This is a genomic window from Archangium sp. (assembly GCF_036388035.1).
GTDB lineage: Bacteria > Myxococcota > Myxococcia > Myxococcales > Myxococcaceae > Archangium.
In genome coordinates, this window is record NZ_DASVSO010000650.1 from 16,560 (window position 1) to 30,578 (window position 14,019).

The following is a 14,019-nucleotide window of genomic DNA, read 5'->3' on the forward strand; positions in this document are numbered from 1 at the left end:
CGTCCGGGAGCTCCCCGGGTGGGGCGGCCCTCGCCGTTGCGGGGGCCTGGAAGGCAGGGGAGGGGACACTGGCCGCCGCCGGAGTCAATCCGGCGTTGATCGCCGCCGGGGCCAGGGATAGAAGCGGAACCAATGTCCGCTCCCGCCATCCCGCACCGTTACAAGCGCATCCTCCTCAAGCTGTCGGGTGAAGCCCTGATGGGCGATGGAAAGTACGGCATCCATCCCCCGACGCTGTCGCGTATCGCCTCGGAGATGAAGGAGGTGGTGGACGCGGGGATAGAGCTGGCCGTGGTCATCGGCGGCGGCAACATCTTCCGCGGCGTGGCCGGCTCCACCGAGGGCATGGACCGGGCGAGCGCCGACTACATGGGCATGCTCGCCACCTGCATCAACTCCATGGCGATGCAGGACGCGCTGGAGAAGCAGGGCTGCCACACCCGGGTGCTCTCGGCCATCAAGATGGAGCAGATCGCCGAGCCCTACATCCGCCGGCGCGCGGTGCGCCACCTGGAGAAGGGCCGCGTCGTCATCTTCGCGGCGGGCACCGGCAACCCGTACTTCACCACCGACACGGCCGCCAGCCTGCGCGCCATGGAGATCAACGCCGAGGTCATCCTCAAGGCGACCAAGGTGGACGGCATCTACAACGCCGACCCGAAGAAGGACCCCACGGCGCGCCGCTACCGGTCGCTCACGTACATGGACGTCCTCAAGCAGAACCTGAACGTGATGGACTCGACGGCCATCTCGCTGTGCATGGACAACAAGCTGCCCATCATCGTCTTCGACCTCACCACCACCGGAAACATCCGCAAGGCCGTCTTCCGGGAGGACGGCGACATCGGGACGCTGGTGGGTGGCAACGAGACCGCCTGGGCCTGAGCTGAGAGCAGCACGGACACTTCACAAGGGGAGACCCGCACATGGCAGACGCCCTGACCGAACTGAAGAGCCGTATCGACAAGACGCTCGATGACCTCAAGAGGGACCTGACCAAGGTGCGCACCGGCCGGGCCAGCCCCAACCTGCTCGACGGCATCCGGGTGGACTACTACGGCACGCCCACGCCGCTGAGCGGGGTGGCCAACATCACCTCGCCCGAGCCCCGCCTCATCGTCATCAAGCCCTGGGAGCGCACCGTCCTCAAGGAGATCGAGAAGGCCATCCGTGAGGCCAACCTCGGCATCAACCCGATGAGCGACGGCGAGGTCATCCGCCTGCCCTTCCCCCCGCTCACCGAGGAGCGGCGCAAGGAGATCGCCAAGCAGGTGAAGACCAAGGGCGAGGAGCACAAGGTCGCCATCCGCAACATCCGCCGCGATGCCAACGAGGCCATCAAGGCGCAGCTCAAGGACAAGAAGATCACCGAGGACGACTCCAAGCGCCTGACGGACAAGGTGCAGAAGGAGACGGACGACGGGGTGAAGAAGGTCGACGAGATCATCTCCAAGAAGGAGAAGGAAGTGATGGAGGTCTGAGATGGCCCTCATCGTCGTCGCGGAACCCGCGGCCCCGGTGGCCGGGGCGTTGCGCCGCTTCCTGGAGAGCGCCGGCCACGAGGTGTTGGTGACCGGTGACCTCGAGGAGGCCACGGCCCGGGTGCGCGAGCTGGCACCCGCGGTGGTCATGGCTTCCGTCGCGGAGGGCTTCGACGGCGAGGCGCTCTGCCGGCTGGTCAAGGAGGAGGCGCCGGGCATCCCGGTGCTCCTGCTGTATCTGCCGGAGGAGGAGTACCCGGAGGCGCGTGCCGCGTCCGCGGGCGCGGAGGCGTGCCTGGTGGGGCCGCTCAAGCGGGCCACGGTGGTGTCGTGCGTGAGCCTGATGATGCAGGTGTCCCAGGCCCGCGAGACGGTGACCCAGGTGCGCTCCGAGCTGCTGATGCAGCAGCAGCAGTCCAGCGGCCGGCGCGAGACGATGCCCCCCGGGGCGTCTCCGGACCTGGACTTCCTCAAGCGGCTGCTCTTCATGGAGGTGAAGCGCAGCCGGCGCTACCGCTACCCCATCTCGTTCCTCATCCTGGAGCCGGACGGGTTCGCGGAGCGCCTGGTGCCGCTGCCGGGGACGCTGCGCACGTCTACCATGGCGGAGCTCCTCCGGCGGCTGACCGAGTCGCTGCGGGACATCGACCTGGCGGTGCCGTTCGCCGAGGGGCGCTTCATCATCTTCCTGCCGCACACGCCCCAGGAAGGGGCGCTCGTGGTGGCGGAGCGGCTGCGGCAGCGGGTGAAGGAAGTGGAGACGGTGCAGGGGCTGACCGCGTCCATGGGGCTGGCGGTGTTCGAGCCGGCGGCGGTGAAGGGGCTGGCGCAGGTGAGCTTCGGCAGCCTGATGAAGGAGGCCGGGGACGCGCTGCGGCGGGCCCAGGCCGCCGGTGGAGATCGCATCGAAGGCAGCCACACGGCTCCCCCCGCCGAGGTGTAGCCCTCGCGCTAGCGGGGTGGGGTACGGGGCTCGGGAGCCCCGGATGGGAAGGGGGCTCCCGCCGTCACGCCGGGTACTCGAGCGCCTCGCCGCAGATGTCGCGGACCACGTCCGCCACGAAGCGGAACAGCTCGAGCCCCTTGCCCTTGTCGTCCATCCAAGAGCCGCTGGCGGGGTCGTAGGTGAAGTGGATGCCCTGCCCGCGACCGGCGACCCAGATCTGCCGCACGGCGCGCTGGGTGTTGACGATGCACTTCTCTCGCGAGGCGGCGGTGAGCGTCACCATGTCGCCGGTGCTCTCGGCCTCCAGCACGTCCGGATCCAACCCATCCGCGGCGGCGAGGATGCGCTTGAAGGCCGTGGCGATGAGCTGGTTGTAGGTGGCCTCGTCCAGCATCGGCTACTGGATGGACTCGAGGACCTGCTGGCCCGGGGCGGCGAAGAAGAGCAGCCGGGCCGGAGCGGGCGCGGCACCGGGCTCGGTCGAGTCCGGGCGCTCCAGGGCGATGACGGTGCCCGGGTTCACCTGCTTGGGGAAGGACTGCATGCCCAGCAGGTGGGCGGCCAGGGCCCCCATGGAGGGCTGGTGGCCCACGAGGACGATGGTCTCGCCCGTGTGCTCGTCGAGGACCGGCGCCACGGCTCCCACCGGCATGTCCGGCAGGAGGCAGCGGTGCGCACGCAGGGTCCCCTCGTGCTTGAGGGTGGTGGAGAGCAGCTGGGCCGTCTGGATCGTGCGCACCAGGGGGCTCGTCAGCACGAGCGAGACCGTACCGATGCGCTCCGCCAGCGACGCGAAATGCGCGGCCGTGCTGGCTCGGGCCTTGGCAGTGAGCGCGCGCGCCTCGTCGCCGAGTCCCTCGGGGGCCTCCGCGTCCGCCTCGCCGTGCCTTACCAGGAAGATCCTCAAGGTGCCTCCACGCTGCCTGAACGGACCGCGGTTCGTACACGACCGCGCCCGGGTTGGTCAAAGGTAATGCGGCGATTGTTGGCTGCTAGCGGCCTCGTCCGCCGGGGGGCAGGCAGCCGGGTCGTTCCGCTCCCAGCGGACGCGTGCCCGGCCGTGACACCCCGGGGGCGGACGTATACTCCGTGACGTCTCTCGACCGGGAGAGTCCTGGAGGAGCGTGGATGCGCAAGCTGTTGTGGGTGCTGTTCGTCGCGGGGTCGCTGGGCGGGTGCAAGAAGGAGGAGGCTCCCACGCCTGTCCGGGACCTCGCCGGGGCAGCGGCCGATACGGGCCCGGAGGAGGCCCTGGCCGAGGAGGGCGTGGAGGACGGCAAGCCCTACGTCCTCACCCAGGCGAAGCTGGACGCCTATGTGGGCTACCAGCGCAAGGTGCTGGACGCCTACGCGGCCATGTCCAAGCAGCTCCAGGTGGTGCAGGCCCGGGCGGCCGCGCCGGGCAATGATCCGGGCCTGAGCGACTCCATGAAGGCCATCGAGAGCAAGGCCGAGGCGGAGGCCAATGCGCGCCGCGAGGGCGGGCTCACCGAGGAGGACGTCAACCGCATCGGCGGGGTGGTGACGGACGTCATCACCCAGCGGCACATGGCGGCCATGCTGGACCTGGCTGGCGAGCTCCAGAAGCTGGAGGCCATGCAGGCCCGGCTCAAGCCCGAGCAGCAGAAGGAGCTGGCGCCGCAGATCGAGACCATGCGCCAGCGCGTCCAGGAGACGGAGAAGCTCGTCGTCGTCCGCAAGCAGCACGGGGACGCCAACGTGGACCTCGTGCTCACCCGCGAGCAGGAGCTGATGCGCAACTACCAGGACATGCTCCGGTCCTTTGGCGGCAAGGCGCAGTAGGGCCGCTGAAAAGACGAAGGGCCGGGGGAGGATGACCCTCGCCCCAGCCCTCTTCCTCTCCCGTCAGGGGAGGGGCGCTACACGCGACGCAGGCCCGGCACCTTCTTGAGCAGCTGCGCCAGGTACAGGTCCGCCACCTTCTCCAGCACCGTGTTGCCGCGCAGGCGCTGGTTGAGGTTCACGAAGTCCACCTGGTCCAGCCGCTGGTCCTGGTTGAAGCAGGAGAACACCCACGTCTCCTTGCCCGTGCGCGGATCCACGTGCCGCTGGAGGCACTGCGCGCAGATCTCCTTCATCATGCACTGCATGGGCGAGTTGATGGAGCCGATCGCCTCGTGCTCGGGGTTGAGGTACGGCTGGAGCACGCCGTGCCGGGCCTCCTGCACCGCCCGCATCATCCGGTCCGAGCCGATCGCGATGATCCGGTTCACGTCCTTGAAGGACGCCACCGGCGCCACGCCCAGCTCCCCCTTGGCGTAGGCCAGCATCGCCTGCACCACGTTGCCCCGGAAGGCCGTGTCCTGCGGGCGCCGCGCCTCGATGAGGTCGCCAGCGTCCACCGACCACACCACCTGGTCCGTGGCGGCCTCGATCTCCTCGCGCTTGAACATGTCCGCGCGCTGCCGGAAGCCGGCGAAGTACACCACCTTGCACCCGGCCGCCTTCAGCGAGCGCGCGATGGAGAAGAGCACCGCGTTGCCCAGGCCACCGCCCACGAGCAGCACCGTCTCGTTGTGGCCGATCTCCGTGGGCGCGCCCGTGGGGCCCATGAGGACCACCGGCTCGCCCGGCTTCAGGGCGGCGCAGAGACGGGACGAGGAGCCCATCTCCAACACGATGGTGCCCATCAGCCCCTTCTCCTTGTCCACCCAGGCACCGGTGAGGGCCAGGCCCTCCATGGTGAGGCGCACGCCGTCCACCACGGGCGCGGTGCGCTCGAAGTTCTGCAGCCGGTAGAACTGGCCGGGCTCGAAGTGCTGCGCGGCGAACGGCGCCTTCACCACCACCTCGACGATGGTGGGCGTGAGCCGGTTGACCGTCACCACCGTGGCCAGCAGCGCCTCGTCGAGCTGCTTGAAGTGCGCCACCAGCTTCTCGTCGCGCCGCACCTGCGCCAGCTCGTCGTCGAAGTCCATGGCGGCCACTTCCTTCGCGTACAGACGGGCCACCTCGGGGTAGCCGTCCTTCGCGCTCGCCATGGCCTTCACCACGTTGCCCGCGTAGGTGGGGTGGTTGTCGCCGAAGTACGAGATGAAGTGCCCGTCCTTGCGGTACGAGGTGAAGAAGCCCACCTTCGCGCCGATGTCCTCCACCGGCTGCACCGGCGCCAGCTCGAAGCCCTCCGCCTGCTCCGCCAGCTCGTAGCTCTTGAAGTACTCGCGGTTCTCGTCGAGCTCGAAGGTGCCCGGGTACTCCTTCTCGTACGTGACGTTGGGCGCCGTGCCCGCCGCCACGCACACCGTGCGCGCCGGCAGCTCGAAGAACTCGCCGCTGCCGCGCAGCTTGCCGTCCTTCGTCACCATGCGCTCGAAGCGGATGGCCTTCACCGCGCCCTTCTCGTCCGGCAGCGCCTCCACCGGGCTCATGCGCTCGATGAAGCGGATGCCCTCCTCCAGCGCCTTGGCCACTTCCTCATGGTTGAGGCGGTAGGCCGGCGACTCGGTGAGGCCGCGACGGTACACGAGGCTCACCCCGCCCCAGGCCCGCACCAGCCGGATGAAGTCCGGCGCCCGGCCCTCGGTCTGCGCCTCCTGGCGCTCGGCACGCACGGCCCGGCCGTGCTCCAGGAAGGTCTGGTAGGTGGCCTTCTCCTCGGCGTCCATGCGCGCGAAGATGGCCTCCTCGCCCACGTCGGCCGCCAGCTTCTCGTGGCGCTCGAGCGTCTTCTCCACCTGCACCGGGTAGTACGCCAGCAGCTCCGTGGCGGTGTCGATGCCCGTCAGGCCGCCACCGATGACGATGGCCGGCAGCTGCACCTGCAGGTTGGCCAGCGAGTCCCGCTTGAAGGCGCCCGTGAGCTGCAGCGCCATCAGGAAGTCGCTCGCCTTGCGGATGCCCCGGATGAGGTTGTTCTTCATCCCGATGATGGTGGGCTTGCCCGCGCCCGCCGCGATCGCGATGTGGTCGAACCCCAGCTTCCACGCGTCCTCGATCGTCAGCGTGCCACCGAAGCGGATGCCGCCGTAGATGCGCTGGTTCTGCCGCCGCTCCAGCGTCAGGTGGATGAGCGTGAGGAAGTTCTTGTCCCAGCGCACGGTGATTCCGTACTCGGACACCCCGCCGAAGCCCTCCAGGATGCGCTCGTCCAGCTCGCGGGTGAGCGCCTTCCAGTCACGGATGGGCTGGAGCGCCTTGCCGTTGCGGCCCACCAGCTCGTCCGGGAAGGGCTCGATCTTCAGGCCGTCGATGCCCACGACGCCGAAGCCCTCGTTGAGCAGGTAGTGCGAGAGCGTGTAGCCCGCCGGGCCCAGGCCCACCACCATCACGTTGCGGCCCACGTACGGCAGCGCGTACGGGCGGCGCACGTTCAGCGGATTCCAGCGCGTGAGCAGGCCGTAGATCTCAAAGCCCCAGGGCAGGTTCAGCACGTCCGTGAGGGCGGCCGTCTCCACCATGGGGATGTTCACCGGCTCCTGCTTCTGGAAGATGCAGGCCTTCATGCAGTCGTTGCAGATGCGGTGGCCGGTGCCCGGGCACATCGGGTTGTCCACCATCACCACCGCCAGCGACGCCAGCGAGTTGCCCTCGCCCTTGAGCGTGTGCGCCTCGGAGATGCGCTCGTCCAGCGGGCAGCCGGTGAGCGGAATCCCCAGCGGGTTCTTCTTGAAGGTGTGACCCTCGATGACCGGGTCCTTCGCCTGGAAGCCCTTGGAGCACGAGTCCTTCTCGCGCTTGTGGCAGATGACGCAGTAGTCCACCTCGCCCATCACCTCGCGCGGGGTGCCGCGCGGGTCCGTCAGCTTGAAGCCGTCGCGGTAGCGCAGGTGGTGGTCCGAGCCCTGGGTGATTTCCGGCAGCTTCTCGTCCGGCCGCTCGAGCTGCACGAGCTGGTCGAACACCAGCGGCTTGGGCACCCGGTGCGTGGGCCACTTGTGGAACAGCTCCTTCATCTCCGGGTGCAGCGCGCGGGCGTACGTCCAGCGATCCGCCAGCGACAGCAGGTTGCTCACCGCCTGCAACTCCGCCTTGTCGTCACCGTGGGTGACGAGGCTGGAGCCGAAGGCCTCCTTGCCCTCGGGCGAGGACAGCAGGGCGGCGCGGATGCCCGTCCATTTGGCGCGCAGCTCCTCGCCCCGCTCCGGGGTGAGGGGCGCCAGGTTGCCGGCGTTGCCGGAGAAGAGCCGCTCCAGGTCCATCAGCGTGAGGATGGACTCGGCCAGGGCGCGCTCGATGTCGTCGCTGGCGATGGCCTCGGGGAAGGCGAGCGACAGCATCAGCCGCATCCGCGCGTCCAGCGAGGGGTACTCGGCGAGCGCGGGCCGGTCGCTCGCGCCCTTCTTGAAGACGCGGCGGGTGATGAACTCGCGCTTGAAGTCGAAGAGCGGCAGCTCGCCCTTGAGGTGGCGGGCCAGCCGGTCCACGTCCGTCTCCAGGCCGAAGAGCCGGGTGATGAAGGCCGACACGTGCCGCGACACGCGGATGAGCAGCTCGGACTCGGCGGGGCCGGTGAGGCTCTTGCCGCCCGACTTGCGATAGGCGTCGAACTCCTGGAACAGCTCGGGCGCATCCGCGGCGAGCTGCTCGTCGAAGCGCTCGGACAGGCGGCGCAGGCCGCGCGGGCGGTACAAGTCCTCGAAGCTGAAGCCAGGGAGGCCGAGGGTCAGCGAGGGGCCGTCGTTGGAAGAAAGGGCGTTCAAGGGACGCATGTCACTCGCAGTGAGGGAAGGCAACCAGAACAAAACGGTCGCCATGCGGCCCCTATTTCGCGGCCCGCCGACTGGAAAGCAAGCGGACTCGAACAGGGCAGCTACTGGGGCCGGTACAGCCGGCGGTGCATCTTCCTCAACCCCCAGAACATTTTCGCCGCATCCAGGCCGAATCGGACTTTCGAATCGCCGGCATCAGCCCAATCAATGGGGACCTCCAGGGCCCGGGCGCCCTGCTCGCGCAGGAGCACCAGCAGCTCCACGTCCAGCAGCCACCGCTCCTCCTGGAGCCGGTCCAGCAGCGGCCGCAGGAGCGAGGCCCGGAAGAGCTTCGCCCCGCATTGGGTGTCGTAATAGCCCAGGTGGAAGTGCAGGTCGGTGAGGGTGGCGAAGACGCGCCCCTGGAGGTGGCGGAAGAGCCGGCGCTCCACCCGGCGCCCGGCCATGAGGACCCGCGAGCCGGCCAGCACGTCCACCTCCTCGGTGGTCGTCATGGCGGCCAGGCGCAGGAACTCCTCCGCGCTGATGGAGCCGTCCGCATCCAGGAAGGCCAGCCAGTCAGCCTGGGGGTCGGCCTCGCGCCAGCCCCTCCGGATGGCCGAGCCCTTGCCGCCATTGCGCTCGGCGGCCACGTAGCGGAAGCGGTGGGGGGCGCCGGCCTCAGCCAGCCGGGCCTGGGCCCTGGCGACGCTTCGCCGCTGGGGCTCGGCGTGGTCCGGGGCGCTCCCGTCATCCGAGACGATGAATTCCAGCACGGTGTCCCGGTGCGCGAGGCTGGCCCGCGTGAGCCGCTCCACGAAGGCGGGGAGCCGCGCGCCCTCGTTGTACGCGGGAATCACCACGCTGACGGTCGGCGGCGTCACGGCCGGACCTCGCCGCCCACCGCGCTACCCGCCCTTCTTCGAGCCCCGCCTCGACGGGGGCTCCGGCGGGGGAGGCGTGGCCTGGGCGGCGCGCAGGGTCTCCACCTCGGCGCGCAGGCGCATCACCTCGGCGGAAAGCTGGGCGTACGAGTCGCGCACATGGCCGTTGAAGACGCGCTGGCGGCCGAGCGTCTCGTTGATGAACACCTGGCACGTCTTGCGGAAGGCCCACTTGGCCACCAGCACGAGCTGGCCCGCGCCGCCCCGGTGCGTGTGCAGCGGCAGGGGCTGCGTGGCGTCCGCGTTGGCCTCCAGCGCCTCGAGGTAGAAGGAGAGCGGATCCACCCGCGGCTCCACGCCCTCCTCGGGCAGCTCCACCGACTCCGAGGTGGGCAGCCCCCGCGTGCGCAGGCGCTCCTCGATGCGCGCGAGCAGCTCGCGCGCGGGGATGTCCCGTCCCAGCAGCTTCATCGGCTCTTCTCCCTGACGATGCGTTCCATCTCTTCCCGGTAGGCGTCCACCACCTTGGGCCACGTGTACTGCGCGGCGTAGGTGCGCGCGCGCCGGCTCATGGCGCCGCGCTGCTCGCCCACCACGCGCAGGCCCTCGATGAAGGACTCCAGGTCCGTGTACGTCTTGCCCGCCTGGCTGCGCGCCACCTGGCCCACCAGCACCTCCGAGTGCCCGTTGACCAGCACCGGCGTGCCCGAGGCGAAGGCCTCCAGGGTGAGCAGCGAGAGGCTCTCGAAGCGCGAGGGCACCGTCACCGCCAGCGCCCCGGCCAGCGCGTCGTGCTTGTCCTCCTCGTCGATGCGGCCCACGTGGCGCACGCCCTCGCCGCGCAGCTCCATGTGCGCCTCGCCGGCCAGCACCAGATCCGGCGCGTCGTGGAAGCGCGAGCGCAGCTCCCGGTGGTGCGCGAGCAGCTCGGGGATCCCCTTGCCGGCCTCCAGCCGCCCCACATAGAGGAGGTACGGGTTGCGCACGCCGTACTTCTCGCGGAAGCGCTTCGGGTCCACCTCCGCCGGCACGTCCACCCCCACGCCCACCACCCGCGCGGGGGAATGGTTGGGGTAGTACCGGCCGATGAGCTCCACCTCCTCGGGCGTGTTGCACAGCAGGGCCCGGGGCCGCTCGAAGACGTCCGCGTACACCCCGAAGCGGATGGGCGGCTCGTCGTGCGCCGTGGGGACGAGCAGCGCGCGCTCCGCCACCATGGGCACGCCCCACACCGTCGGCGCGTACAGGTAGGTGAAGAAGACGAAGCCGTCGTAGTCCGCCCCGTGCGAGTCCAGGTGCTCCAGCAGCCCGGGCACCAGCGGGCCCTGCTCGGCCACCCAGTGCTCCTCGCGCAGCCGCTCGTTGGGCTTGTCGAAGACCTGCTTGGACAGCGTGTTGAAGGGGCGGATGTTCCGCACGCGCGTCACCGGGAAGCGCAGCACCTGCACGCCCTCCACGTTCGCGTCCTGCTCCTCGCCCGCCGGGAAGACGTTCTCCCAGGTGAGGTGGTTTCGCGCGCTCGTGGTGAGCACCGTCAGGTCCCAGTGCGGCGCGAGCTGCTCCACCACCTGCTGGGCGTGGCGCTCGGCGCCGCCCGTCACCTCGCCATAGCGCTGCACCACCACGCCCACCCGGGGCTTCTTCTTCGCCGGCAGCGCGCGGCGCTTCGGGCGCCTGCTCTCGCCCAGGGCCTTCGCCAGGGTCTTCTGGCTCGCCTCGGCGGAGAAGTCCTCCAGCCGCCGGGCCTGGCCCGCGAGCAGGCGCTCGCGCAGCGACAGGTCCTCGCACACGTCCACCACCAGCTCGGCGAGGAAGTCGAAGCGCTTCTGGTCGAAGGCGATGCCCGCGCCCCCGAGCGTCTCCGGCACCGCCGCCGCCGCGTAGGCCAGCACCGGCACCCGCGCGGCCATGGCCTCGATGAGCGGCACGCCGAAGCCCTCGTGCTCGCTCATGGAGACGAAGACGTGGGCCGAGCGGTACGCCGCCACCAGCTCCGCGTGGTTCAGCCGCCCGAGGAAGTTCACCCCGGACAGCCCGCGCGCCGTGCGCTGGAGCGACTTGAAGTAGCGGCTGCCCGCCTCGTACCCGCCCACCACCAGCAGGCGCGCGTCGGGCCGCAGCCGCAGCAGCTCCGTGTGCAGCGCGAGCAGGTCCTCGAAGCGCTTGTGCGGCGCCACCCGGCTCACCGAGAGCACCACCGGCCCCGGGCCCGACAGGCGCTGCAACATCGCCTTGTCCGCGTTGGCCTCGGAGAAGCGCTCGGGCTCGACGAAGAGGGGGACGGTGTGGACGTTTCGGTAGCCGGCCTCGCGCAGCTCGGCGCAGTTGAAGTCCGACACGCCGAGGGCCACGTCCACGAAGGGGGCCATGGCGGCGAGCTGGGCCCGCCCCGTGACGAGCGCCTCGGCCAGCGGGGTGCCCGCGTAGAAGCGCGCGGGGCTGATGTTGTGGAAGACGACGCCCCGGCGGCAGGGCAGGTGCATCAGCCGGCTGCTCAGCGGCGAGGCGATGCCGTGGTGGTAGAGGACGAGGTCGTCCGGGGCCGGGCGCAGCGCCGAGGCCGGGTGCGCGAGGGACCCGAGGCCCGCGCCCACCTCGCCCGCGTACAGCTCGCCGAAGTGGCCCAGCCGGCGCAGCAGCAGTTGCAGGTGCAGCGCCGCCTGTCCGGTGGCGTCGCCCGCCACGAAGCTCGGAATCAGCTGATGGACCGCCATAGGGGCACCTTGCCTATCACAGCGGCATGGTATGAGGCGCGCCGTGTCCATCGGTCCTGTCGCTTTCGATGCGAGTCTGTGGGACGAGCCCACCACGGGCATCGGTCTCTACACCCGGTGTCTGGCCTCGGCCCTCCAGACCCGGGGCGTGCGCCTGGAGCGGCTGGGGGCGCGGCTCTCCGGAGAGGACCCTCGCGGCCGCATGGGGCGCACGGCCTACGTGTTGGGTCGGCTGCCCCTGGCGCTGCGGCACTCGCAGGCGCTGCTGTACCACGCGCTGGGCAACTTCAACCTCCCGCTGGCGCGCACCCCCGGCAAGCCCTACGTCGTCACCGTCCACGATCTCATCCCCCTGCTGATGCCCGAGACGGTCTCCCGCGCCTACCGCTGGCAGTTCCGCCTGTGGCTCGCTCGCAGCGTGCGGGTGGCCGACCGCATCGTCTGCGTGAGCGAGTGCACCCGGAAGGATCTCCTGGCGCGCCACCCCGAGGCGGCGGACAAGGTGTCGGTGGCGTACAACGGGGTGGACCATGTGGATGGCCACGTGCCGGACGCCACCACCGAGGACTTCCTGCGCGCGCTCGCGCTGCCCCAGCGCTTCGCCCTGTACGCGGGCTCGCTGGACGTGCGCAAGAACGTGAGCCTCGTGCTGGACGCGCTCGAGCGGCTGAAGGCGCGGGGGCGGCCCGTCTCGCTGGTGATGGTGGGGCAGAGCTGGTTCGGCTCGGGCGCGGTGGAGCAGCGCATCGTGCGCCTGCGCTCCGAGGGCCATGACATCCGGACGCTCGGGTACCAGTCCGAGCCCGTCTTCTACGAGCTGATGCGGCGGGCGGCGCTGTTCGTGTTCCCCTCCCGCTACGAGGGCTTCGGGCTGCCGCCGCTGGAGGCCATGCGGCTGGGGACGCCGGCCATCGTCTCCACGACGGGGGCCACGCCGGAGGTGTGCGGCGAGGCGGCTCCGGCGGTGCGGCCGGATGACGCCGAGGGGCTGGCGGAGGCGCTGGACCGGCTGATGCGCTCGGACACGGATCGGCGGCGCTGGGCGGAGGCGGGCCGCAAGCAGGCGGCCCGGTTCACCTGGGCGCGCTGCGCGGACGAGACGCTCGCGGCCTACGAGGCGGCACTGTGGCGGTGAGGCTCTCCGCCAGGGGAGGACAGGAGCCCATTCGGGGAACGAGGGCTCACGCCCGTGCGGCTTCTTCCATCTCCACGCGAGTGGGCTCGGTGTCATTCGCGCCCTTCTGGCCCAGGACCTCGGGCAGGCGGTGCTTCGCGATCCATGCCTGGAAGTCCCACCTCTCGATGAACCGCCTCGCCGCTTCCCGACCCGCGCCGTGAAGCGCCTGGGTCTGCTCGCGGCGGATGCCGAAGTCCGTGGTCCCCACTCCCAGCGTGGGGATGGCGATGGTGCGGTCGAAGTTCTTCTGCTTGATGTAGCGCGCGTCGTGCGCCTCCAGCATCGTGGAGAACATCGCCCGGAGCAGCGAGACGGGGCCTCGGATGCGGTTCGGTTTCTCCTCCACCCGGCCATCGTCCTGGATTCGATCCACCAACTTGAAGCCGAAGGTGGGCCAGGGCGGGTTGGCCTTGCCGTTGTCGAGGATGTCGACCGGGAAGTTGCTGAGCACCCCACCGTCCACGATGAAGCACGTCTCACCCCGCGTGTCCTGGACCTGCACGGGCTCGAAGAAGAAGGGGATGCTCATGCTCATCCGCACCGCCCGGGCCACGTCGAGCTCCTCGGGGTCATACCCGTAGTCGCGGATGTCCCAGGGCAACACGAGCATCTTGCGCCGGGTCAGGTCGGTGGCGATGACCTGCAGCCGGTAGAAGTACTTCGACTCGGGCGTCTCGCCGTCCATATGCAGGTCGCGGAAGGTGCGGACCTTGCGAGGGGACTCGGCCAGCAGCTTCCGCAGCCAGTTCTCGAAGTAGTTCCCCTCGTAGAGGCCCTTCTCCTTCAGCACGCTCAGCGCGGGTCCCAGTAACGGGATCCGATCCAGCGTACTCATGTCCTGGAAGCGTCGGTAGTCGAGGCTCTCCATGATGGCGCGCAGCTCGGCGGCCGAGTACCCGGCGGCCACGAGGGCCGCGACGATCGCCCCGGCCGAGGTGCCCACGACGTTCTGGAGCTGCAGGCCGACCTCTTCCATGTATTCGACGGCGCCGACCAGTCCGATCCCCTTCACCCCTCCGCCTTCGAATACCGCGTCTGCCTTGTCGAGCCGTGCCATGTGTCATCTCTCCTAAAAGGAAGGAGAGCGGGTGGCCCGGATGTGACGGGCGTCGTCGGTACGGGCCCCAGGGCAGGCGAGCGGCCAGCCGCTCAGCCAGTCATCCGCCCCA

General features: G+C 70.0%; 12 protein-coding genes. 5 read left to right on the forward strand and 7 right to left on the reverse strand.

What is annotated here, in order from left to right:
- Positions 1-132: 132 nt before the first annotated feature.
- Genes pyrH through VF697_RS26675 form a run of 3 tightly spaced genes read left to right on the forward strand, consistent with a single transcriptional unit; the run spans position 133 to position 2,424 of the window.
- Positions 133-885 carry a UMP kinase gene (pyrH, locus tag VF697_RS26665; RefSeq protein WP_331099535.1) on the forward strand — a complete coding sequence of 251 codons (753 nt, stop codon included), beginning with the start codon at positions 133-135 and terminating at the stop codon, positions 883-885.
- 41 nt (positions 886-926) lie between these two features.
- Positions 927-1,481, forward strand: a complete 555-nt coding sequence (gene frr / locus VF697_RS26670; protein ID WP_331099536.1) for a ribosome recycling factor — start codon at positions 927-929, stop codon at positions 1,479-1,481.
- Between the two features lies 1 nt (position 1,482).
- Complete coding sequence (locus tag VF697_RS26675) at positions 1,483-2,424, forward strand: diguanylate cyclase (RefSeq protein ID WP_331099537.1); 942 nt, start codon at positions 1,483-1,485, stop codon at positions 2,422-2,424.
- Positions 2,425-2,488: 64 nt separating this feature from the next.
- Here VF697_RS26675 and cyaY read toward each other — a convergent pair whose 3' ends face one another.
- Both cyaY and VF697_RS26685 read right to left on the reverse strand, forming a co-directional pair.
- Entirely contained in the window at positions 2,489-2,821 is a 333-nt protein-coding gene (cyaY, locus tag VF697_RS26680; RefSeq protein WP_331099538.1) for an iron donor protein CyaY, read from the reverse strand.
- A gap of 3 nt (positions 2,822-2,824) precedes the next feature.
- Positions 2,825-3,334, reverse strand: coding sequence for a SixA phosphatase family protein (locus VF697_RS26685; protein WP_331099539.1), 510 nt, complete (start codon positions 3,332-3,334; stop codon positions 2,825-2,827).
- Between the two features lie 221 nt (positions 3,335-3,555).
- Between VF697_RS26685 and VF697_RS26690 the strand changes: the two genes are divergently transcribed.
- On the forward strand, positions 3,556-4,230 hold the full coding sequence (locus tag VF697_RS26690) for a hypothetical protein (protein WP_331099540.1): 675 nt from the start codon (positions 3,556-3,558) through the stop codon (positions 4,228-4,230).
- Between the two features lie 77 nt (positions 4,231-4,307).
- Here the strand turns inward: VF697_RS26690 and VF697_RS26695 are convergent, their stop codons facing one another.
- The 4 genes from VF697_RS26695 to VF697_RS26710 form a co-directional block, all read right to left on the reverse strand.
- Entirely contained in the window at positions 4,308-8,096 is a 3,789-nt protein-coding gene (locus tag VF697_RS26695; protein ID WP_331099541.1) for an FAD-dependent oxidoreductase, read from the reverse strand.
- 101 nt (positions 8,097-8,197) lie between these two features.
- Positions 8,198-8,959 (reverse strand): glycosyltransferase, encoded by a 762-nt coding sequence (locus VF697_RS26700; RefSeq protein ID WP_331099542.1) that lies wholly within the window; start codon positions 8,957-8,959, stop codon positions 8,198-8,200.
- 24 nt (positions 8,960-8,983) lie between these two features.
- On the reverse strand, positions 8,984-9,430 hold the full coding sequence (locus VF697_RS26705) for a hypothetical protein (RefSeq protein WP_331099543.1): 447 nt from the start codon (positions 9,428-9,430) through the stop codon (positions 8,984-8,986).
- Entirely contained in the window at positions 9,427-11,673 is a 2,247-nt protein-coding gene (locus tag VF697_RS26710) for a glycosyltransferase family 4 protein (protein WP_331099544.1), read from the reverse strand. Before VF697_RS26710 ends, VF697_RS26705 begins: the two co-directional genes overlap by 4 nt.
- Positions 11,674-11,716: 43 nt before the next feature.
- Between VF697_RS26710 and VF697_RS26715 the strand changes: the two genes are divergently transcribed.
- Positions 11,717-12,808 (forward strand): glycosyltransferase family 1 protein, encoded by a 1,092-nt coding sequence (locus tag VF697_RS26715; RefSeq protein WP_331099545.1) that lies wholly within the window; start codon positions 11,717-11,719, stop codon positions 12,806-12,808.
- A 46-nt stretch (positions 12,809-12,854) separates the two neighbouring features.
- On the opposite strand, the gene VF697_RS26720 is transcribed toward VF697_RS26715, so the two are convergent.
- Positions 12,855-13,907: a patatin-like phospholipase family protein gene (locus VF697_RS26720; protein ID WP_331099546.1), complete on the reverse strand. Its 1,053-nt coding sequence runs from the start codon at positions 13,905-13,907 to the stop codon at positions 12,855-12,857.
- Between the last annotated feature and the right edge of the window lie 112 nt (positions 13,908-14,019).

Coding starts and splice junctions, on each gene's coding strand:
- frr (WP_331099536.1), top strand. CDS start 927: ATGGCAGACGCCCTGACCGAACTGAAGAGCCGTATCGACAAGACGCTC.
- cyaY (WP_331099538.1), bottom strand. CDS start 2,821: ATGCTGGACGAGGCCACCTACAACCAGCTCATCGCCACGGCCTTCAAG.
- pyrH (WP_331099535.1), top strand. CDS start 133: ATGTCCGCTCCCGCCATCCCGCACCGTTACAAGCGCATCCTCCTCAAG.
- VF697_RS26705 (WP_331099543.1), bottom strand. CDS start 9,430: ATGAAGCTGCTGGGACGGGACATCCCCGCGCGCGAGCTGCTCGCGCGC.
- VF697_RS26710 (WP_331099544.1), bottom strand. CDS start 11,673: ATGGCGGTCCATCAGCTGATTCCGAGCTTCGTGGCGGGCGACGCCACC.
- VF697_RS26720 (WP_331099546.1), bottom strand. CDS start 13,907: ATGGCACGGCTCGACAAGGCAGACGCGGTATTCGAAGGCGGAGGGGTG.
- VF697_RS26695 (WP_331099541.1), bottom strand. CDS start 8,096: ATGCGTCCCTTGAACGCCCTTTCTTCCAACGACGGCCCCTCGCTGACC.
- VF697_RS26690 (WP_331099540.1), top strand. CDS start 3,556: ATGCGCAAGCTGTTGTGGGTGCTGTTCGTCGCGGGGTCGCTGGGCGGG.
- VF697_RS26675 (WP_331099537.1), top strand. CDS start 1,483: ATGGCCCTCATCGTCGTCGCGGAACCCGCGGCCCCGGTGGCCGGGGCG.